The 21,340-nt window shown below is 41.5% G+C and carries 25 protein-coding genes; 13 read left to right on the top strand and 12 right to left on the bottom strand.

Features of this window, described 5'->3' with window-relative positions; genetic code table 11:
• Positions 1–49: 49 nt before the first annotated feature.
• On the top strand, positions 50–874 hold the full coding sequence (locus tag GO009_RS10635; RefSeq protein ID WP_163626179.1) for a hypothetical protein: 825 nt from the start codon (positions 50–52) through the stop codon (positions 872–874).
• Here GO009_RS10635 and GO009_RS10630 read toward each other — a convergent pair.
• The 8 genes from GO009_RS10630 to GO009_RS10595 all read right to left on the bottom strand — a co-directional run bounded on the left by GO009_RS10630 (position 871) and on the right by GO009_RS10595 (position 8,330).
• Positions 871–1,101: a hypothetical protein gene (locus GO009_RS10630; RefSeq protein WP_163626178.1), complete on the bottom strand. Its 231-nt coding sequence runs from the start codon at positions 1,099–1,101 to the stop codon at positions 871–873. The genes GO009_RS10635 and GO009_RS10630 overlap by 4 nt on opposite strands.
• 2 nt (positions 1,102–1,103) lie before the next feature.
• On the bottom strand, positions 1,104–1,658 hold the full coding sequence (locus tag GO009_RS10625; RefSeq protein WP_163626177.1) for a sigma-70 family RNA polymerase sigma factor: 555 nt from the start codon (positions 1,656–1,658) through the stop codon (positions 1,104–1,106).
• Positions 1,659–1,838: 180 nt separating this feature from the next.
• The gene (locus tag GO009_RS10620) at positions 1,839–2,234 is read right to left on the bottom strand and encodes a response regulator (protein ID WP_163626176.1); all 396 of its coding nucleotides are present in this window, start codon (positions 2,232–2,234) and stop codon (positions 1,839–1,841) included.
• Positions 2,235–2,246: 12 nt separating this feature from the next.
• Positions 2,247–4,106: a PAS domain S-box protein gene (locus GO009_RS10615; RefSeq protein ID WP_163626175.1), complete on the bottom strand. Its 1,860-nt coding sequence runs from the start codon at positions 4,104–4,106 to the stop codon at positions 2,247–2,249.
• 138 nt (positions 4,107–4,244) lie between these two features.
• Entirely contained in the window at positions 4,245–6,266 is a 2,022-nt protein-coding gene (locus GO009_RS10610; protein ID WP_163626174.1) for a M3 family metallopeptidase, read from the bottom strand.
• Between the two features lie 5 nt (positions 6,267–6,271).
• The gene (locus GO009_RS10605) at positions 6,272–6,664 is read right to left on the bottom strand and encodes a hypothetical protein (RefSeq protein WP_163626173.1); all 393 of its coding nucleotides are present in this window, start codon (positions 6,662–6,664) and stop codon (positions 6,272–6,274) included.
• A 16-nt stretch (positions 6,665–6,680) separates the two neighbouring features.
• On the bottom strand, positions 6,681–7,172 hold the full coding sequence (gene purE, locus GO009_RS10600; RefSeq protein WP_163626172.1) for a 5-(carboxyamino)imidazole ribonucleotide mutase: 492 nt from the start codon (positions 7,170–7,172) through the stop codon (positions 6,681–6,683).
• A 3-nt stretch (positions 7,173–7,175) separates the two neighbouring features.
• Positions 7,176–8,330, bottom strand: coding sequence for a 5-(carboxyamino)imidazole ribonucleotide synthase (locus GO009_RS10595; RefSeq protein WP_163626171.1), 1,155 nt, complete (start codon positions 8,328–8,330; stop codon positions 7,176–7,178).
• A gap of 117 nt (positions 8,331–8,447) precedes the next feature.
• On the opposite strand from GO009_RS10595, the gene GO009_RS10590 reads away from it, so the two are divergent.
• The 6 genes from GO009_RS10590 to GO009_RS10565 all read left to right on the top strand — a co-directional run bounded on the left by GO009_RS10590 (position 8,448) and on the right by GO009_RS10565 (position 13,460).
• A complete protein-coding gene (locus GO009_RS10590) occupies positions 8,448–9,554 on the top strand; it encodes an adenylate kinase (protein WP_163626227.1) in 1,107 nt (368 codons plus the stop codon).
• 33 nt (positions 9,555–9,587) lie between these two features.
• Positions 9,588–10,589: a GTPase ObgE gene (gene obgE, locus GO009_RS10585; protein WP_163626170.1), complete on the top strand. Its 1,002-nt coding sequence runs from the start codon at positions 9,588–9,590 to the stop codon at positions 10,587–10,589.
• A gap of 64 nt (positions 10,590–10,653) precedes the next feature.
• Positions 10,654–11,178, top strand: a complete 525-nt coding sequence (locus tag GO009_RS10580) for a DUF4136 domain-containing protein (protein WP_163626169.1) — start codon at positions 10,654–10,656, stop codon at positions 11,176–11,178.
• Between the two features lie 236 nt (positions 11,179–11,414).
• A complete protein-coding gene (locus tag GO009_RS10575; RefSeq protein WP_163626168.1) occupies positions 11,415–11,624 on the top strand; it encodes a hypothetical protein in 210 nt (69 codons plus the stop codon).
• 55 nt (positions 11,625–11,679) lie between these two features.
• On the top strand, positions 11,680–12,738 hold the full coding sequence (locus tag GO009_RS10570) for a sensor histidine kinase (RefSeq protein WP_163626167.1): 1,059 nt from the start codon (positions 11,680–11,682) through the stop codon (positions 12,736–12,738).
• On the top strand, positions 12,735–13,460 hold the full coding sequence (locus GO009_RS10565; protein ID WP_163626166.1) for a LytTR family DNA-binding domain-containing protein: 726 nt from the start codon (positions 12,735–12,737) through the stop codon (positions 13,458–13,460). The genes GO009_RS10570 and GO009_RS10565 overlap by 4 nt, the downstream gene beginning before the upstream one ends.
• Before the next feature lie 64 nt (positions 13,461–13,524).
• On the opposite strand, the gene GO009_RS10560 is transcribed toward GO009_RS10565, so the two are convergent.
• The 3 genes from GO009_RS10560 to GO009_RS10550 form a co-directional block, all read right to left on the bottom strand.
• Positions 13,525–13,902: a DoxX family membrane protein gene (locus tag GO009_RS10560; RefSeq protein WP_163626165.1), complete on the bottom strand. Its 378-nt coding sequence runs from the start codon at positions 13,900–13,902 to the stop codon at positions 13,525–13,527.
• A 93-nt stretch (positions 13,903–13,995) separates the two neighbouring features.
• Complete coding sequence (locus tag GO009_RS10555; protein ID WP_163626164.1) at positions 13,996–14,781, bottom strand: SDR family oxidoreductase; 786 nt, start codon at positions 14,779–14,781, stop codon at positions 13,996–13,998.
• Positions 14,782–14,783: 2 nt separating this feature from the next.
• Complete coding sequence (locus GO009_RS10550) at positions 14,784–15,095, bottom strand: cupin domain-containing protein (protein ID WP_163626163.1); 312 nt, start codon at positions 15,093–15,095, stop codon at positions 14,784–14,786.
• Between the two features lie 96 nt (positions 15,096–15,191).
• On the opposite strand from GO009_RS10550, the gene GO009_RS10545 reads away from it, so the two are divergent.
• Complete coding sequence (locus GO009_RS10545) at positions 15,192–16,085, top strand: Mur ligase domain-containing protein (RefSeq protein WP_163626162.1); 894 nt, start codon at positions 15,192–15,194, stop codon at positions 16,083–16,085.
• A 3-nt stretch (positions 16,086–16,088) separates the two neighbouring features.
• Here the strand turns inward: GO009_RS10545 and GO009_RS10540 are convergent, their stop codons facing one another.
• The gene (locus tag GO009_RS10540) at positions 16,089–16,541 is read right to left on the bottom strand and encodes a DUF1569 domain-containing protein (protein WP_163626161.1); all 453 of its coding nucleotides are present in this window, start codon (positions 16,539–16,541) and stop codon (positions 16,089–16,091) included.
• A gap of 53 nt (positions 16,542–16,594) precedes the next feature.
• Between GO009_RS10540 and radC the strand changes: the two genes are divergently transcribed.
• The 5 genes from radC to GO009_RS10515 are packed head-to-tail and all read left to right on the top strand — an operon-like array spanning position 16,595 to position 21,336.
• A complete protein-coding gene (gene radC / locus GO009_RS10535; protein ID WP_163626160.1) occupies positions 16,595–17,293 on the top strand; it encodes a DNA repair protein RadC in 699 nt (232 codons plus the stop codon).
• A 3-nt stretch (positions 17,294–17,296) separates the two neighbouring features.
• A complete protein-coding gene (locus GO009_RS10530; RefSeq protein ID WP_163626159.1) occupies positions 17,297–18,592 on the top strand; it encodes a polysaccharide deacetylase family protein in 1,296 nt (431 codons plus the stop codon).
• Positions 18,585–19,274 carry a YjjG family noncanonical pyrimidine nucleotidase gene (locus GO009_RS10525; protein WP_163626158.1) on the top strand — a complete coding sequence of 230 codons (690 nt, stop codon included), beginning with the start codon at positions 18,585–18,587 and terminating at the stop codon, positions 19,272–19,274. Before GO009_RS10530 ends, GO009_RS10525 begins: the two co-directional genes overlap by 8 nt.
• 56 nt (positions 19,275–19,330) lie before the next feature.
• Positions 19,331–19,876, top strand: coding sequence for a hypothetical protein (locus GO009_RS10520; protein ID WP_163626157.1), 546 nt, complete (start codon positions 19,331–19,333; stop codon positions 19,874–19,876).
• Entirely contained in the window at positions 19,873–21,336 is a 1,464-nt protein-coding gene (locus GO009_RS10515) for a DUF5723 family protein (protein WP_163626156.1), read from the top strand. Before GO009_RS10520 ends, GO009_RS10515 begins: the two co-directional genes overlap by 4 nt.
• The last annotated feature ends 4 nt before the right edge of the window (positions 21,337–21,340 follow it).

Raw genomic sequence — 21,340 nt, 5'->3', positions numbered from 1 at the left:
GTTGTTAACCACAAGTTAACCCTTGGTTAAAGCTATTGGATTTTACCCTATGCAAAGCCTGAAAACTATTTTCGATTTTTATCTGGATGCCAGTATTCATGTGGCCATTGCGGTTATTTCCATGGCGGGCGTTACCTTTCATTTGTTGGGCAGCTCTTCGGATATCAATTTATTGGGCTTTATCTTTTTTAGTGTAATCGTTTGTTACAATTTTATCAAGTATGGTGTTGAGGCATATAAGTACCTCATAGTATCGAATGCTTATCACAAAATCATTCAAATATTCAGCTTTGTTTCGTTTGCTTTCGCCATTTATTTTTTGCTACAATTGGATGAGGAAATATGGGTGGCGACCGTTGTTTTGGGCGTGTTGTCCGCTCTGTATGCAGTTCCTTTGTTGCCACGCGCCAAGAACTTAAGGAATTTGGCTGGCCTTAAAATTTATATTGTGGCCTTTGTCTGGGCCGGATTTACGGTTTTGTTGCCCGTGCTGGATGCAAAAATGACCTTGGATTGGGATTTTGCCGTAACATTTATCCAACGTATGTTGTTGGTGTTGGTGTTGATTCTTCCTTTTGAAATCAGGGATATGCAATGGGATGATAGGGGACTCCGAACTTTGCCACAGGTCTTGGGTGTGAAAAACACTACTAGATTGGGAGTGGGATTGATTTTGATTTTTTTCTTGATGACTTTTCTAAAGGATTCAATACATCAAAATGAAATCGTGTTGCGGCTCATTTTGTCCGCAGCACTTATTTTTGTGCTGATTTCAAAGAAGCGAATGCAATCCAAGTATTTTGTGATGTTTTGGGTGGAGGCTATCCCGATTTTTTGGTTTTGCTTATTCTGGTGGACGGAGAATTATTTTTAGAGTTTCTCTTCCAATTCCCTCTTCATTTTCTTTTTGTCGTCTTCTGAGAGCATGGTAAGTCCGGCTCGGTCGCACAACGAGGTCAACTCACCATTCTTTTTGGAGTAGCTGCGACAAACCTTGCAATAAAGAAGGTGAAAGCGAAGTTTTATAATGTCCCACAAACTCGCTTCCTTATATTGGGATTTGTCACATATGCACGATGCTTCTTTGCACGAAATCTTCATACCTAAAACCAATTTTCGTTTAAACAACCCATAAGCGATGTCCTTGCCCTATGGATCATTACCCACAAGTTGGACGGATTTATGTCAAGTTCATTACAAATATCTTCGGTACTCATGCCTTGTATGGTTTTCAATTTAAATACCAAAGCCTGTTTTTGGGGTAATTTTTTGATGCAGTCCTGAATTGCCGAACCGAGTTCCTCATTTTCGATCAAGTGATCTCCGTCTTTACTGAAAGGGTCTGCTACTTGCTCCTCCAACCAATCTCCTTCTACTTCCGAATCTGAGTTATAATTTATGCGTACCTCTGCTTTTCCCTTTTTCGAATTTATTTTTCGGTAATGGTCGATTACTTTTCGCTTAAGAATGGATACCAACCAAGTACGCTCGGCAGCATCACCTTTGAAGTTTTTGGCCGAGTTGAGACCTGCAAAAAAGGTTTCCTGTACCAAATCCTTGGCAATTTCAGCATCGCTCACGCGCGAGACCGCATAGTTGAACAGGTAGTCTGCGTACAGGTCGACCCAATTGTCCGGTTGAAGTTTGTGTTTGGCCATTTTCGTATCGAATTACCAAATGTAATGGTTTTTGGACACCTAATCCATGTTTGGCTGGAATTAGACGTATAAAAGTAATCAGTCTAACAGCCAAGTAAAGGTTTTACAAAAGTTTTTGATTTGTCGTTCCAAAAAGTACCTTGAAAAAACGGTCAAGTTTAGCTCTTCTGGCGCTTCGGATTACAGTTTGGCCACGATTTCCTTGATGTCGTTGGAGTTTAAAGGTTTGATCAAATAATCGGATATTTCCTCAATTCTGTCCGCCTTTTTGATATCCTTGGGATCCATCGAAGAGGACACCATATATACTTTGATACTTTTGTTCAATTTGGGAAGTAGTTCGATAAACTCTTCCATAAATTGGAACCCATCCAATATAGGCATGTTAATATCCAAAAAGATGATGTCCGGTAATTCATCAACGTCATTCTGGTGTACTACAATATATTCCAGTGCTTCTGCACCATCGGAAAAGGTACGGGTAGAACGCACTGCAGGAATACTTTTAAGTGTTACACCGATTGTAAATTGATAGATGTCATCATCATCGACCACAAAGACATTAACTGATTTCATAATCATCAATAGTTATAGGTTTATAAAAAAAGAAGTGCCTTTGCCTTCTTCGCTGTTGGCCCAAATTTTCCCGCCCATGGCATCCACCTGGGCCTTTGTTATAAATAAGCCAACACCTTTGGCGTCATCGTTTCTATGGAAAACCTTGCTGAACCCGAAGAGTTTGTGCCCATTCTTTTTAAGATTGATTCCCAAACCATTGTCCTTAAATTCCAGCTGTACCGTTCCATCGTTTATCCTTGATTTCACAAAAATTTCGGGAGCCCTGTCTTTCGCCTTGTATTTTAAGGAATTGCTGATCAGATTAATGAAAATACTTTCCAAATAGATTTTGTTGTACATCACGGTGGGAGCTTCGGAAAAATCAGAGGTAATGACCGCATTGGTCTTTAAAATCTCGGCCGCGAGCATCTCTTTTGTTCTTTCCAATGTTTTGTCGAAATGGCTTTTTTCTAAAGATTGTTGAGCACTTTTTTTAATGAGCAAGGATTCCACAAGGGTGTCCAAAGTCCATGTAAGATGTTTTGTAACTGACTCAATTTTACCGATGATCATCTCCTTGGTTTTGGAATTTTTTTCCGTTTTGTAAATATCCAATAAGGCATTGAGATTGCTTACCGGGGATCTCAGATTGTGTGATGTGATTTGGTTGAACTCTTCCAATTGGCGATTTTGGGCCTTCAGTCGCTTGGCCGATTCCTTTAAACTTTTGTTGGTCTCCATAATTCGATGCGCTGCCTGTTTTTGAACCGTAATATCCCTGACGGCAATCGATACCAGAAGGCCTTCGGAGGTTTCCAGTGGACTTAGGGTAATTTGGACGGGTATTTGGAAACCTGATTTGTTTTGTACAAAAAAATCAAGGTCCGCAGGAAGCCCGGTATGTTTTGGGGCTTTAAAAAATGTCTCAGCATAATATTCCATGGTGTCCCAAAGTCGTTTTGGGACAAGAATGGTCACATGTTCGTCAATAAGTTCCGATGATTTATAGCCAAACATTTTCTCTGCCTGCTTATTGATCAATTGGATGATACCTTTTCGATCAACAATGACCATGGTGTCCGGTGCGGAATCCAATAAACCTCTAAACTTGATTTCGGACATTCGGTGTTCGGTAATATCCTGTGTGGTTCCGATCATTTTTACCACATCGCCATGTTGATTCATGATGAGTTCCCCGATCAACTCAACTGTATGGACACTGCCGTCTTTGTGAATTATGCGGTGCATAAATTTTCGAAACCGTTTCTCGTCGATAAACTCTTGGGCATTCTCACGAAAAGTTTTTCGGTCATCGGGATGTATTGCTTCGACAACGCGTTCAAAATGGATGGGAGTGCCCACTTCCAGACCAAATATGCGATATAGGTTGTCCGACCAAATAATATTGTCGGCCAAAATATCCCATTCCCAATAGCCAATTTGGGATAATTGTTCGGCAAGATTGAGTTGTTGGATTTTTTTGGTAAGCTCAACTTTTGTCTGTTTTCTTTCAGTAATGTCTTGGAGGAAACCGAATAATTTTACACAAAACCCATTTTCCATTTTTGGATTTCCCACATTACGGACATACTTGATATTGCCCTTGGCTGTTACCACCTCCATGTCCAAATCATAGGACTTACCTTTTGAGATGGCTTCTTGCATGGCGTCACGGGCCATATCCCTGTATTGACCTTCGTTAAAAAAGGAAGCAAGATTATCCAAGGATGGGACAAAGTCATCAGGAACTTCGGTGATTTCGCGGGTAACATCGCTCCAATAAATTTCGTTGGAGACTACGTTAAGTTCATAGACACCTATTTTGGCAAGTTTGATGGTTTCCGTAAACAAACTATCTGATCCAAGATCCTTAATGTCCCAATTTTTCATATACTTCGGGGTTGGTTATAACAAAGTAAGCCTTGATTATTTATGGGAGCTCTCAAGCTTTATGGGGTCAGGTAATGAAAGATAGTAAATTTCCATCACTTTTCTTATTGCGGTTCCAAATTGGTGTAAAAACCCTTGCTATTTAGTTATCAGTCCTGCCCGATTCAACAAGGCGTCAATGTTCGGTTCGGCTCCCCTAAACTTTTTATAGAGGTCCATCGGATTTTCCGTGCCTCCTTTGGAAAGTACATGCTCTTTGAATTTGTCCGCTACCAATTTACTGAAAATTCCATTTTCCTTAAAATATGCAAAGGCATCCGCATCCAATACTTCCGCCCATTTATAACTGTAGTAGCCCGATGAGTATCCTCCCTGAAAAATGTGTGCAAAAGAGGTGCTCATGCAGGTTTCTGGTGTTTCTGGGAACAAATTGGTGCTTTCAAAGGCTTGTGTTTCGTAAGCTTTTACATCTTTAATGCTTGATGGGTCATTTCCGTGCCATGCCATGTCCAACAACCCAAAGCTCAATTGGCGAACCGTGGCCATTCCCTCTTGGAAAGTGGCGGATTCTTTTATTTTTTCTATCAACTCCATAGGAATCAATTCCCCAGTTTCATAATGATGGGCAAAGAGTTCCAAAGCCTCTTTTTCGTAGCACCAATTTTCCATTACTTGACTGGGCAGTTCAACAAAATCCCAGTACACAGAAGTTCCGGATAGGCTAGGGTAAGTAGTATTGGCCAACATGCCGTGCAAGGCGTGCCCAAATTCATGGAACAGCGTTGTAACTTCATTAAAGGTAAGCAAAGAAGGTTTGGAACTTGTGGGTTTGGTAAAATTGCACACATTGGAAATATGCGGCCTACTATTTTTTCCGCCCAAAGTGTATTGGGGTTTGTAAGAGGTCATCCAAGCACCGCCACGTTTTCCGGGTCGGGGGTGGAAGTCGGCATAAAACAAGGAAATGAATTTGTCGTTTTCGTAAACCTCAAAAGTTTTTACCTCTTCGTGGTATTTGTCAATGTTGTCCACTTCTTTAAACGTAAGTCCAAAGAGTTTTTCCGCAACTTGGAACACCCCGTTTATCACATTTTCCAATTTAAAATAGGGCTTCAGTTTTTCATCATCCAAATTGAACAGCTTTTGTTTCAACTTTTCGGAATAATAAGCACTGTCCCATTTTTCCAAACGGTCAATATTGTCCAGCTCCTTGGCGAAAGCTTCCAGTTCGGCAAATTCCCTTTCGGCGGCTGGTTTGGATTTCTCCAAAAGTTCGTTCAAAAAATCCATCACTTTTTCTGGGGTCTCGGCCATACGTTCTTCTAGCACAAAATGCGCATGGGTTTTATAGCCTAATAAATTTGCCCTTTCGTGACGAAGATTTGCAATGCGCTTTACGTTTTCTTGGTTGTCCAGTTCATCATTATGAAATCCTTTGCTGCCAAAGGCCAGGGATAGTTTCTTGCGCAATTCCCTGTTTTTGGCGTATTTCATAAATGGGATGTAGCTCGGATAGTCCAGCGTAATCAACCAACCCTCCTTGCCCTTGGATTCGGCCAATTGGGCAGCTGCTTCTTTGGTGCCTTCGGGAAGTCCTTCCACATCTTTTTCATCCGTCAGCAGCATTTCGTATTTGTTGGTCTCCGCCAATACGTTTTCACCAAAGGTGAGCTTTAATTTGGAGAGTTCTGCATCTATCTCACGAAGACGCTTTTTGTTTTCTTCCTTCAAGTTGGCCCCGTTTCTGCTAAAGTTCTTGTATTTTTTTTCAAGAAGGGTTTGTTGTTCTTGGGTGAGGTTCAACGAATCTCGTTGTTCATAAACAGTTTTGATACGAGCAAAAAGACCTTCATTTAGAGTAATATCGTTACTGAACTCCGACAATAGGGGGGATACTTCTTGGGCTATTTTTTGGATTCCTTCGTTGGTCTCGGCAGAATTCAAATTGAAAAAGATACTCGAAATACGGTCCAATTGCTGACCTGAAAAGTCCAAGGCCTCCAAGGTATTTTCAAAAGTGGGCGGTTCTGGATTATTTACAATAGTATCGATTTCCTTTTTGGTATCCTCAATGGCTTGAAGAAAAGCAGGTTTAAAATGTTCGTTCTTTATTTTTGAAAATGGAGCTTGGTTAAACGGCTCTAACAATGGGTTGTTCATAGTTGTTACTTCTGTTCTTTGTTTTTAAAACGTATTACGGCCCAATCACTCAACAAATAAGCAAAACCGATTATTGAAGAAAGTCCGGCAATGGTGAGGGCGGCGAAACTTTTTTCTTTGGCGCCACTGGTCATTTTGTTCATGGCGGCGATGGCCTCTTCGGAATACTCGTTTAAATCCACAAAGCCATTTCCGTTGAGATCGTATTTGCTGGCATAATCTGAAATGAATTGCCAACGTATTTCAACATAGATTAAAAGAGCTGCATATAGGGAGAAGACCAAAAGGCCACTCTTCCAGAGACCTTTTAGGTAAGGGTTGTTTACTTTCTTTAGTGTAAAACCAAAAAAGACAATAGCACAAATCCCCAACAATATGCCAATTTGATTATAGTTCATAACCAAAAATGATTTTCTAAAAGCTCTTTTTTACCTCTTCGGCACCTTTGATGACTTTTTCCTTGAGGCCTTCTTTATAGGAAATGATGTTGTCCATAATTTCACTATTGGAACTTCCGATAATCTGTGCGGCAAGTATTCCAGCATTTTTTGCTCCGTTTAAAGCTACGGTGGCAACGGGAACACCCCCCGGCATCTGTAGAATGGACAAAACGGAATCCCAACCATCAATGGAATTGCTGCTTTTTACAGGAACTCCGATAACAGGTAACGGCGATAACGAAGCCACCATTCCAGGCAAATGTGCGGCGCCTCCCGCTCCTGCAATAATCACAGCATAGCCATTGGTGTGGGCACTTTTGCTAAAGCTGAAGAGTTTTTCTGGAGTTCTGTGGGCAGAAACAATATCCACATCCACGGCAACACCCAATTCTTTTAATATATCGATGGCGTCTTGCATAACGGGAAGGTCGCTTGTGCTTCCCATAATTACGGCTACTTTGCTCATATCTTATTTGCTTATCACTTTAATCGTTTCTTTTACCTGCTGTGCTACTTCCCGAGCTCTGGCCATATTCTCGTCCACAATGGTTACATGACCCATTTTACGAAACGGACGGGTTTGTTTTTTACCATAAATGTGCGGTGTAACCCCATCCATCCCCAATATTTCTTCGATGTTCTCGTAAACCACATCACCAGTATGGCCTTCGGCTCCTACCAAATTAACCATAATTCCGGCCACTTTGCTGTCCGTTTTTCCAAGTGGCAATCCTAAAATGGCACGGATATGTTGTTCAAACTGGTTGGTGTATGCTGCTTCAATACTGTAATGTCCGCTGTTGTGTGGTCTTGGGGCGGATTCGTTCACCAGAATTTGGTCCTCCTTGGTCTGGAACATTTCCACGGCTAACAACCCCACGTGTTTTATGTGCTCCGAAACTTTTAAGGCAACTTCTTGGGCCTTTTTGGCCACGGCATCATCAATTCTTGCGGGGCAGATTACGTATTCCACCTGATTGGCCTCTGGGTGAAACTCCATTTCCACCACGGGATAGGTTTTTACCTCGCCCTTGGCGTTCCGTGCTACCACAACGGCCAATTCATTTTTAAAATCAATCATTTTCTCGGCAATGCACTCCACATTGGGCAGGTCTTTAAGGTCGTCCATTTTTCGAACGACTTTTACCCCTTGTCCATCATACCCAAATTGGGCGCTCTTCCAAACAAATGGCAGCGAAAGGCCACCGTTGCTTATGCTATCCTCTATTTCCGAAGTGTAGGCAAACCTTGTAAAAGGAGCTGTTGGAATTCCATGGTCGGTATAGAACAATTTTTGAACGGCCTTGTTCTGGATGGTCCTCAAGGTTTTGGTTGGAGGATAGACTTTAATTCCCTCGTGTTCCAATTTTTCAAGGGCATCCACATTTACGTTTTCAATTTCGATGGTGAGGACATCCACATTTTTTCCAAAATTGTAGACGGCATCAAAATCCATCAAACTACCTTGAACAAACTCGTTGCAGGCTATTTTGCAAGGAGCTTCGGCCGAAGCATCCATCACCTTGGTTTGTATGTCCCATTTTCGGGTTTCGTAGAGCATCATTTTGCCCAATTGTCCACCACCTAAAATTCCCAGTTTAAAATCGGAAGAGAAAAATTGCATTGATTTATATATTGAATATGAGCAAAAATAAGTGAAATCCACGAGGCTGTAAAAGATGTGAAGGCTTAGCAGCTTTAAAAATATTATCTTTGCCAACCTGACCATAACTTGAGAACATTGATTAAGCTCCACGATAAGTTTTTTAAGCCCTATATAAAAGAAGAGGAAATCCTTGCGGCCATAGATAAAATGGCCAAGGAGATTGCCGAGGATTACAAGGATGAAACACCCTTGTTTGTGGGTGTGCTCAATGGTGCCTTTATGTTCGTGGCCGATTTTTTGAAGGCTTACCAGCACCCTTGCGAAGTATCTTTTGTAAGGTTAAGTTCCTATCAAGGTTTAACATCAACAGGTATTGTAGAGACCCTTTTGGATGTTCCTGAGGAAATTGAAGGAAAGAGTGTCATTATTTTGGAAGATGTTGTGGATACCGGCCGCACCTTGAAAGAGTTGGTTCATCTATTCTCCAATACCAATGTAAAAGAGTTTAAAATCGGCACACTATTTTATAAGTCGGATGTATACAATGGTGAGTATGTCATAGATTATGTGGGTCTGGAGATCCCCGACCATTTTATTGTGGGGTATGGGCTGGATTATAACGAGTTGGGCCGAAATCTAAGAGAAGTTTACCAATTAAATCAAACAGATATGATCAACCTAGTGCTTTTTGGAAAGCCAGGAGCAGGAAAAGGCACCCAAGCAGGGTTCCTAAAGGAAAAGTATAATTTGAAACATATTTCTACAGGAGATGTGTTCCGTTATAACATTAAAAACGGAACCGAACTTGGAAATTTGGCCAAATCTTATATTGATAAAGGTGATTTGGTGCCAGATGAGGTAACCATAGATATGCTAAAGGACGAAGTGGAGAAAAGTCCAGAGGCGGCAGGTTTTATTTTTGATGGATTTCCTCGAACCGCGGCCCAGGCAGAAGCATTGGATAATTTCTTGGAATCCAAGGACATGAAAATAAATGCTACCATCGCCCTTGAAGCAGAGGATGATGTTTTGGTGGCCCGCTTGTTGGAGCGCGGCAAAAGTAGCGGCCGTTCCGATGATCAAGACGAAAGCAAGATCCGTAATCGTTTTGATGAATACAATGAGAAAACGGCTCCCTTAAAAGCATATTACGAAAAGCAGGGAAAATTCCATTCTGTAAACGGAATCGGAGAGATTGATGAGATTACCCAGCGGTTGAGCAAAGTAATCGACTCCCTGTAATTGATTCCAAACAAAGACTTTTTATATTAGAATATGACCGAAGGAAATTTTGTCGATTATGTAAAGGTGCACATTTCTTCCGGAAACGGAGGTAAGGGTTCTGCGCATTTACGTCGCGAAAAATATGTGGCCAAAGGTGGTCCCGATGGTGGTGATGGTGGTCGTGGAGGTCATGTTATAGTCAAAGGGAACAAAAACTTGTGGACGCTGGTCCATTTCAAGTTTAAAAAGCATTTTAAAGCAGGCCACGGAGAGCACGGGAGCAAAAGCCGTAGCACTGGGGCCGATGGAGAGGATGTGTATTTGGAAGTGCCTTTGGGCACCGTGGTAAGGGATACCGAAACCAACGAGATACTTTTTGAGATTACTGAGGACGGCGAAGAAAAAATTGTACTGGAAGGCGGCATGGGCGGATTGGGCAATTGGCATTTTAAAAGTGCTACCAATCAAACCCCGAGGTATGCCCAGCCCGGTATTAAGGGGCAAGAGGGCCATTTGACCCTTGAACTTAAAGTCTTAGCGGACGTTGGACTGGTAGGTTTTCCCAATGCGGGGAAGTCAACGTTACTTTCGGTAATGACCTCGGCCAAGCCTAAAATCGCCAATTACGAATTTACTACCCTAAAGCCTAATTTGGGCATTGTGGAATACCGGGACTTTCAGAGTTTTGTGATGGCAGATATCCCCGGAATTATTGAAGGTGCTGCCGAAGGCAAGGGACTGGGGCACTATTTTTTGCGCCATATTGAGCGCAATGCCACATTGTTGTTCTTGATTCCTGCCGATAGTAAGGACATCAGTCAAGAATACCATATTCTTTTAGACGAGTTGAGACGATACAATCCAGAATTGTTGGATAAGGGGCGATTGGTGGTTATTTCCAAATGCGATATGCTGGACCAGGAACTTATTGATGAAATGGATGAGGACATGAAAGAGGATTTTAAAGATGTGCCTTACATGTTTATATCTTCCGTCAGCGGATTGGGAATTCAACAACTTAAGGACAGACTTTGGAAGCTATTGAACGAATAGCGGCTCACTATCTGCCATCTAATCAATTTATTGATTAAATTTAGGAGAACCCAAAAGACCCATCATGCGTTATTTATTTTCCATACTATTGGTGTCGGCACTAATGTCTTGTAGCTCCGTTAAGGTAAATTATGACTACGATAAGGCGGTCGATTTTTCAAGTTATTCCACTTACAATTATTATTCGGACATGAAATCTGGGCTGAGCCAATTGGATGAAAAAAGATTGCTTCGCGCTATGGATTCAACCTTAAAAGCCAGGGGTTACCGTTTGGCCGAGGAACCGGAACTCTTCATCAACATCATGAGCAATGAATACAGGAGTGCGCCCAGTAACAATGTAGGGGTGGGAATTGGTGGCGGTGGCAGAAATGTAGGTGGGGGTATATCCGTAGGATTGCCCTTGGGCGGTTCCAACATGCAGCGCAGCATTCAGTTCGATTTGGTGGATGCACAAAGGGATGCCCTTGTTTGGCAGGCTGTGGCCGAGAGCGGATTCCGGGAAAATGCTTCTCCCAGTGTTAGGGAGGACAAACTTAGGAACCTGGTAAAAAAGGTATTTTCCAAATTTCCCCCAAAGGTGAAATAGCCTTTAAAACCAGTTTGTTACGGGTTTTTTAGCCAAAATTTAATGATTTTACCGTTCGGTCGGGCAAAATTACCACTTGTCATAAATCACTTCATCAGGCAAGAGAGGTCCTGTATTTTAGCTTCAGAAATAAATTCTAAAACACAAAAGTTATGATAGCACTAGCCAAATTGATTATTTCACTTTTAGTAAGTATTATTTTATAATCTGTCCGAACAGTCACAAAATTCATTAATATGAGAAAGCTGAACACAACACAAAAAGTTGTTTTTGCCATGGGGATCCTTAGCTTACTAATAGGGATTTTCGGAAGATTCAATGCGTGGGAATACATGGAATACTTTCCATTTTTCTATTCGGGCATAACCATGATGTGGATTGCATTTCTACCTCAGAAAAAGGCGTGTTGCAACCCTTTTAAAAGAAAATCGGTACAAAAACCCTAGTATAGCCAATACTGTATTGGTTTAATGTAAATTTGGGCAAATCTGGCCCAATGGAATGGAATTAAGTTCTCGTAAAAGAAATATAGCATTTTGGACCCTTCAATTATTGGGGTGGGGTTTTATTAACTCCATAGCAGCGTTGATTCCCCAGAATATTAGTATAGAGATGACCATTTTTTCGGTGGTCGTCGGAATTTTTATAGGTATTTTCTCCACTTCGATGCTGCGCTGGTACCTTAAAAGAAATGTACATTTTGATTCTTTCGGAGGCAAAGAAGTCATTAAAATTATTGTGTCCACCTTGGTGGCTTCTACAATTTTTGGGCTTTTAAATGTATTTTTCGGATATATCTACATAAAATTTGGTCCAGAACTGACAGAGACGGAATTGCACATGTTCGAAGGCTATGACAAAATCATGGTGCAAGTACTTAATTCGGTCTTTTTGGTCGGGGCTTGGGCAATTACCTATTTGGTCATCAAACTGCTTTTAAAACTAAATCAGAACAGGATAGAGCGGTTGGAGTTGAACACTAGCTTGAAACAAGCTCAGTTAAACACCTTAAAAGGACAAATCAACCCACACTTTATGTTCAATAGCCTCAACAATATACGTGGTTTAATGCTGGAAGATGTGGAAAAATCTAGGGAAATGCTCACCAAGCTCTCCGAGATTATTCGATACTCCCTTACTAAGAACAACATTAACGATATCCCCGTTCGTGAAGAATTGGAGGTAGTGGATAACTATATCGACCTGTCTAAAATACAGTTCGAGGATCGTTTGGAGTTTGTAAAACAGGTAGAGGAGAATACATTGGACCTTAGGATTCCGCCCATGATCATTCAATTACTGATAGAAAATGCAGTCAAGCACGGTATTTCCAACCTTAAAAATGGCGGCCGGATTCTGTTGGCCATCTTCAAGAAGAACAACGATTTGTTCATTGAGGTGCGGAATACGGGAAAACTGAATATTTCGAAGGATTCCACCAAACTGGGATTGAAAAACATCGAACAGCGCTTAAAGTTGTTGTATGCCGATAGTGCGTCCTTTAAATTGGAAGAAGTATCGGATGAAGTAGTGGCACAAATCATAATTCCCTTGGTATGAAGATCAGAGCGGTAATAGTTGAAGACTCCAGATTGGCTCGTAATGAGCTCAAGGAACTCATTAAATTACACGATGATTTAGAGTTGGTGGGGGAAGCAAGCAACGTAGATGAAGGTGCGGAACTTATCGATTCCGAATCCCCGGATTTATTATTCCTTGACATCAATATGCCCGAAAAGGATGGTTTTGATCTTTTGGAGATGCTGGACGATGTTCCAATTACCGTTTTTACCACGGCTTACGATGAGTATGCCATAAAATCCTTTGAGTACAATGCCTTGGATTATTTGCTAAAGCCCGTGAGCAATAAACGCTTTGATATGGCTTTGGAAAAGGTTCGCGCCAAGATGGCGTACAAGCAAGAAAACACATCCACAGATAAAAAACTAACGGAGAACAGTCAAATTTTTATAAAGGATGGCGAATCTTGTTGGTTGGTGAAGATAGGCGATATTTGCTTGTTCGAAATTGTGGGCAATTACACCCGTGTATTCTTTGATGACAAGAAACCCATGTTGTACAAGTCACTTAACCAAGTAGAGGAAAAATTGCCGGAAGATTCTTTTTTCAGGGCGAACCGACAGCAAATTGTCAATACCAACTATATAGAAAATGTGGTACCATGGTTCAATGGCAAACTAAAGCTTACCCTAAAAAACGGAGAAGAAGTGGAGGTGTCCCGCAGACAATCCTACATTTTTAAAGATCGTATGAGTTTATAAAAAAGCGCCCACCTGTCCGTTCGGCAGGTGGGTGCCCATATAGACAGAAAGCTGTCTTTTTGTTTTAGGCCCTTAATAGTTCCTTATACCTATCCTTGTACCCATACAGAACTGCAATGTTCAATATCAGTAGGGCAAGAGCGGGGGGAAGGCCATCTGGCGAGAGCGTGATGTGGAACAAAACAGCGTTTACGGCAACGCTCATCAAAATTAACGCCATGAGGGCGCCATACTTGTTAAAGATCAGGGCAAGCCCGGTTAATACCTCGACCACGGCCACTAATTTTAGGGTGTAAGTGGATGACAGGGCACCAAAATAGTTCATGACCGCTTCGGGCATTTCGCCACCCGCAGGTAGAAAGTTTAAAAACTTGTTTAGTCCGAACACTAGGACAAAAAGCCCCAAAAGTATGCGGACCACCAAAAAAACTTTTGAATTCATAGAGTTGAATTTTTATTGGTTACTCAATAAAAGTATTCAAAAAATGAATATCTGATAGTTTTTATAAGGTTTAATTTGTTATAAATCAGTTTTTTAAAGAGATTTTAGCAGTCCTCCATCAATGGGAATATTGGTTCCGGTAATGAAAGCGGCTTGTTCCGAGGCCAAAAATGCCACTAAATAACCATACTCCTTAGGATCGCCTATCCGTTTTACAGGAACCTGTTCTTCCATGTTGGCACGCACCTCATCTGGGGAAATTCCTAATTTTTCCGCTTTTTTGGAGTTCAATTGCGCGATACGATCGGTATCAAAATAGCCCGTCAAGGTACTGTTCACGGTAATGCCATCTTTGGCAACGTCGTAAGCCAAACTTTTGGCCCAAGTGACCACCGCAGCCCGAATGGTGTTGGAAAGCGCCAAATAATTCAAAGGTTCCTTTACCGATATGGATGCAATGTTTATAATTCTGCCCCATTTGTTTTTCTGCATATGTTTCAGGGCAAGTTCAGTAGTGTACACCACCGATTTGAATAAGAGGTCAAAGGCATTTTGATAATCCTCAACGTTCTTTTCCAAGGCACCTCCACCTTCGGGACCTTGGGTGTTGTTTACCAAAATGTCTACGGTATTGGTCTCGAAGAAAGCTGATATTTTTGCTTTGTACTCCTCAAAATTGGTAAAATCAACGGACAGGTATTGGTGTTTTTGCCCTTGGGTGCTGTCCATTTCATCAATTAAATCCTGCATCCGTCCCTCACTTCGCGCCATAAGCGTTACGCTGGCGCCACTTTCGGCCAGTTGCCGCGCGATGGCTTCTCCAATTCCTTTGCTACTACCTCCTACGAGAGCATTTTTTCCTTTTAGTGATATGTTCATGGTTATCGGTATTCATCTCTTGTGGGACTAAAAATGTCCATTAATTTGCATGGGGTCAATGCTTTTCCACTATGTGGAGCGTTGGAAGGGATTACTACAATGTCCCCACTGGTGTAGGTTCCTTTTTCTCCGTTTAGGGTAAACTCAAATGTTCCTTCCACTACGTGCATGATTTGTTCATGATCGTGTTGGTGTTCTGGCACTTCCGCATTTTGCTCCACATCCCAAAACACCCAGCTCATCCGTTCTCCGTGGACCAACTTTCCGTGGTAACCGGGCATTATTTCCCGTGGTTCTATTTCTGATAGGTTCATGGTTCTCAAATTTAGCACCAAGATAAAAATTAATATAGAGCTTCCATGTTTGCAATGGTTTCAGCTTTGGCTATTTTTGAATCCTAAATTGAACTGATGCAGGTACATTTTATAGGTTTAGGCGAGGTACAGATGTACAACTTGGCCATTGCATTGCACAAAAAAGGCGAAACCGTAACGGGCAGCGATGCGGTGTTTGATGAATCCCTAAAGACCATAATGCAAGAACAGGGATTGCAAACTGAAGGCGAAGGATGGTTTTCCGATAAAATCAATGATCAATTGGATGTGGTTGTCTTGGGTGCCACCGTGGAGGAAGACAATCCGGAGTTGGTCAAGGCAAGAGAGCTTAACCTCAGATTGGTATCTTACCCAGAATTATTGTTCGAACTGAACAGATACAAAACACGTGTGGTAGTGGCGGGGAGTGAAAATACTGCAAGGCTAACCTCAATGATTTTGCACGTGCTCGACTATAACGAAATTGAAGTGGATTATGCTGTGACATCTCCCAATGGAATCCATCTATCAGAAGAAAACGACTTTATTGTCATTGAAGGAGGAGATACACCTTCATCCGTTATTGATACCGAACCACAATTTCATAAGTATCAACCCAACATTGCTCTATTGAGCGATATTGCATTTAAAGAAGGTGGTTTTTACACCAATTTCGAGACTTGCGCGGAACAGTACGGTATTTTTGTGGATAGTATTGTAAAAGGTGGAAGCATTACCTATTATGATGAGGATGCCGAAGTAAAACAACTTGTGGAATCATCCGAAAACCCTATCAGAAAGTTTCCATATGGAACCCCAGAGTATCAAAAAGTGGATGGTGAAGTATTTTTGGACACGCCAGATGGTGAAATGCCCTTGGAAATTTCAGAGATCACCGATTTAAGAAATATGGCAGGTGCCAAGTGGATTTGTCAGCAAATGGGAATTGACGAAGTGGAATTTTACGAAGCTATGGCCACTTATCAATAGTAGCTAAACCCCAAATTGCCTTAAATGATGATCCAAATGCTTGTATTGCATCTGTCCCCATTGTTTGGGAGTAAAAGTGCCAAATACGGGATGCGGGTCCCATTCTTTTTTACCTTTTTCTTTGTGGAAATCATTGATTAGGCCCACTAGCACTTTCTTTTCTTCATCAAAATTTTTATCGTCCACTACTTTTAAACCTTTGGCCGTGGGAAGTCCTTTACGCCAAAGCTTATCGTTGTACAAGCTCTTTTTAAAGAATTTGCCCATGACCTTCAATATAAAATTAGGTTTGTTGTTGGGATTGTGCCGCCCTAAAGATATTTTTAAGGGATATTGACAATGATGGAGCATTTGACCCACCTCCATTTTGCCCCACTGCCTTTTTGAAGATTCCGAAAGTTGATCGATGCGTGATACGATTTCCTTGTGTGCCTCAGTGTTGAAAAGGGATTTCATAATGAAGGATTTATATTGAAAATTACATAAAATTATTCTCCTATCTTTAGCCCATGCAAGAAAAACTAGCTTCCTTTTCCATTAAAAACTGGGCAGATGATGATCGGCCCAGGGAGAAATTGGTGCAAAAGGGCAGTTTTGTACTGTCCGATGCCGAGTTGATCGCTATTTTGATTGGATCGGGAAGTAGGGACGAGAGTGCCGTGGAACTTTCCAAGCGCATACTAGCTTCCGTAAACCATAATTTGAACGAGCTCGGGAAACTGTCGGTAAACCAATTGATGCGGTTCAAAGGAATTGGTGAAGCAAAAGCGGTAAGCATCGCTGCAGCCTTGGAGGTTGGTAGAAGAAGACGGTTGGAGAATACTTCAAAAATCGTTAAAATACAGAGCAGCCACGATGCCTACGAACTATTGTATCCATTGGTAGGGGAATTGCAGCACGAAGAGTTCTGGATTGTATACCTTAACAATTCCAACAAGGTTGTACACAAGGCACAGCTCAGCAAAGGTGGTATTACGGGAACTTTGGTGGATGTACGATTGGTGCTGAAACAGGCTTTGGAACTCGGGGCCGTTGGAATTATTTTGGCCCATAACCATCCATCGGGAACTTTACAGCCAAGTGCTGCCGACAAACAGATTACACAAAAATTAAAAGTGGCATCAGAAGCTTTGGATATAAAGATTTTGGACCATTTGATTTTGGCCCAAAACCAATACCTGAGTTTTGCGGACAAAGGAATACTATAGCCCATGTTATTGATTTTCACCCATAAGGTAACCAACCGTTTAACCTATACTGCCAAGCAGATTTTTGAGAAAATCTTGGGGGTGGAGATGGGGTTTACCACAAAGGTCGAGGATTTTATTAAACACACTGGGCCTAAGATGACCTATTCCAAGCAACCGCTCCAGAATGAATTTTTTATTAGGAGCAACGATCTTTTGTTTGAGCAGGGAATCAACGATTTGGAAATAAAAGTTTCTGATTGGGATGGTATTCCCTGTTTTTTTTCAGCAGGAGAGAAGAGCACCATTCCTTTTGATATTTTTTCGGCCAGCTTTTTTCTCTTGAGCCGATATGAAGAATATTTGCCACATGTTAAGGACAGTGTTGGTAGGTTTCCCGTGAAAGAAAGCATAGCTTACCAAAATAACTTTCTGGAACTTCCAGTGGTAGACCTTTGGGCCTACAAATTGTTGGAAGTGCTCAAAGAGCGTTTTCCCGACCTTGAAAATAAAGAGAAGAACTACCATTTTACCCCGATTATCAATGTAACTACCTCCCACGCTTATGCCATGCGTGGAATTTCACGTACCATAGGTGGCTTTTTATTGGATTTATGGAGGCTCAGGTTTCGGGATATATGGGAGCGCTTCTCCGTTATGCTGAGACTCAAAAAAGACCCGTACGATAACTTCTTCAAGCTGGTGGACATCCACAAGAAATTCCCGATCAAGACCATGTTCTTTTTCCAGTTCGCCAAACATTCCGCCCACGATAAAAATGTATCCACCAATAACAATAAGTTCCGTTATCTGATAAAATCCGTGGCCGATTACAGCGTAGTTTCCTTGAGTACATCCTTTGTGTCGACCATGGATAAAGAGGTGCTTCGGGAAGAGAAAAAACAGTTGGGCAATTTGATCAATAGGCCCATTAGCTATGCAAGGCTTAGGTACAACAAAGTAAATGTTCCGGCTACCTATCGAAACTTGGTGGAAACCGAATTTACCGATGATTTTTCCATGGGATATACCCACGAAATCGGATTTAGGGCCGGAACCTGCACCCCTTTTTATTTTTATGACATCAACACCGAGGTAAGGCAACCGATAAAAATACATCCCTTTGCCATGCACGACTATGCCCTGATCAAGTATAAAAGCAAAGAAGAGGTTTTTGAGAAAATGGATAGAGTGTACCGATTGGTGAAACAAGTCAAGGGTGATTTTGTTCTGGTTTTTTCCAACGAACTCTTAGGGGGCAAGCAACAATTGGAGTGGATGGAGCTCTATCAATCCATTTTAAAACGCTATTATGTTTGATCACGAAGTAACCGACATCTTTTTTGATTTGGACCACACTCTTTGGGACTTTGAGAAGAACTCGGCCCTTACGTTTGCCAAAATATTGGTAGATAATAATGTAAAGGTGGATTTGGACGGTTTTTTGGAGGTCTATGCGCCCATCAATATGCAAATGTGGGCATTGTACCGGGAGAACGTGATTAGTCAGTCCGAACTGCGCTATCAGCGTTTAAAACGAACTTTTGATGTGCTCCGCGTACATGTTTCCGATGAGGTAATCAATGTGTTGGCCAACGATTATATTGCTCACCTATCATCTTTTACCCATTTGTTGCCCAATACTGTGGAGACTTTGGAATATCTCTTTCCAAGATACAAACTGCACATTATTACAAACGGATTTCAAGAAGTGCAGTCAAAAAAACTGAAAGGGAGCGGGATCGATCATTATTTTCAGAAAATTATTGACTCCGAAATGGCGGGGGTCAAGAAACCAAATCGTTATATTTTTGAGCTTGCATTGGATATGGCACAGGTAGATCCACAAAATTCATTGATGGTCGGGGATAACCTCGAAGCGGATATATTGGGAGCAAAAGCCATGGGAATGCAGGTACTCCATTACAATTTCCATAAGGATTCCGACCATGGTGAATGTACAATGATTGACGACCTGATTGAAATAAAAAACATTTTATAGAGTTATATAAAAAGTGGTGTGCCCCATTTTTTTGACACTCGAAAATGTTTTTGGCGATGAAAAGATTATGCTATTCGATCTTCTTGGCAATTGGTTTCATATTTTTTGTTGTTTCGTGTACCGAAGAACAAGATTTTGATCAGATTGATGATTTAAGGGTAACCCCAACTTTGGCCTCGGGTCTTTTTTATTTGGAATCCGATGAAGAGACCATAAACGCAGCAGGGCCACTAAACTCTTTTTATTTTCAAGAAGTAAATTTTGATGCATTCAATGAGCAATATGTGGCAGAGCGTCTTTTGGAGGGCGTCATTACCTACGAGATGGATAATACCACCAGCAAGGAATTGCAGATAATCATTGAATTTTTGGATGATGCAGGACAATTATTGGACACGGAACTCTTTACTATTGAAGCAAACTCTTCGGAAACTTGGGATATCCCCTATGGCCCCGGAGGCAAAAGCATTGATATACTCACAAACACTTCGAGCTTAAGAATTACAGCCAATAATTTGAGTGACAGCATAAGTGTTTCGTCGGCCGAAGACCCTAAAATTATTTTACGCTCTGGAGCGCAATTTGTATTTCAACTACAATGAGAATAGCCCCAAAACTTATATTTATTGTCTTATTTTGTGGTACCACTGTTTTTGCCCAAAACAAGGAGTTGTTGTACGATTTTTATGAAATCCCACAATCTTTGATGGTAAATCCAGGGGTCAAGACTTCTCAAAAATGGCATGCCGGCATTCCGGTGATTTCTGGACTATCTGTACAAGGTGCAACCAGTGGTGTTACCGTGAACGATCTCTTTGCCAACGATGGTGTTGATTTTACCACAAAAGTCCAAGAACGGTTGTTGGATGTAATGTCGGACAAAGACGATTTCAGTACCACAAGCCAGATAGAGGGAATCACCGTAGGGTTTAGGGGCAAGAACAGACCAGATGATTATTATTCCTTTGGAATGTACGGTGAAATGGACATCATCTCGTATTGGCCCAAGGATTTGGCTATTTTGGCATTTGAAGGTAATGGAGGCAACAACATTGGGCGGAGTTTTGATTTAGGGGATTTAAATCTTCGTGGAGAGATGATCAATGTGTTTCATTTTGGAATCAACAGAAAGGTGAGCGAGTCACTTACCTTGGGGGCAAGGGCTAAAATATATTCCAGTATTTTTCAATTCCAGTCCATAAACAACTCAGGTTCCTTTACTACGCGACAAGGTCAGAATAATGTATACGAGAGCACAATAAATGCCAATATGCAGCTCCAAACGGCAGGCATAAGGGAGTTTTACGATATTCTTGAAGAAGATACGGGCACCACAAAAAAAGATTTGGCAAGTGTTTTTACGGAGCGGGTATTGTTGGGTGGAAACCTGGGGCTTGGTTTTGATTTTGGGTTTAGTTATAATCTTAATCCGCAGACCACAATAACGGGAAGTGTTTTGGATATTGGGTTTATCAATAACTCCAAAGATGTATGGAACTACACCTTTAGCGGAAGTACAACTACCGACGGGATTTCTGTTTTTCTTCCGGAGGACATCAACAATGTGGACAACGATTTATGGCAGGAACTCATAGATGAGATTGATGCGGCGCTGCCACAAGGCGAAAACCAATCCAGTTATATTTCTTGGCGACCAGTAAAGGTGTACGGCTCCATAAAATATGATTTTGGCCAGGGAGGTGGATCTGTTTTGGACAATTGTGGATGCGCTGTTAATGGTGGAAGTGGAGGAGGAAGTAGCCTTGATTATTTTAGAAATAGTGTCGGAGGTCAATTGTTTATGATGAAAAGGCCTCGGGGCGTACAGGCTGCATTGACCGGTTTTTACCAAAGAAGGTTTGGAAAAACCGCATCCTTAAAAGCCACATATACCGTTGATAAATATTCTTTTACAAATATTGGATTGGGTGCAAACCTTCAATTTGGGCCCGTTAATTTCTATGTATTGGCAGACAACCTTTTAAGCTATAGCAATGTGGCCGATAGTCATTACGCCTCTTTACAGTTCGGATTTAATATCATATCTTGGAACAGTAATTGATTAC

The sequence above is a fragment of the Allomuricauda sp. TY007 genome (genome assembly GCF_010468565.1).
Classification (GTDB): Bacteria; Bacteroidota; Bacteroidia; order Flavobacteriales; family Flavobacteriaceae; genus Flagellimonas.
This window is presented reverse-complemented; position numbering and strand designations above follow the sequence as displayed.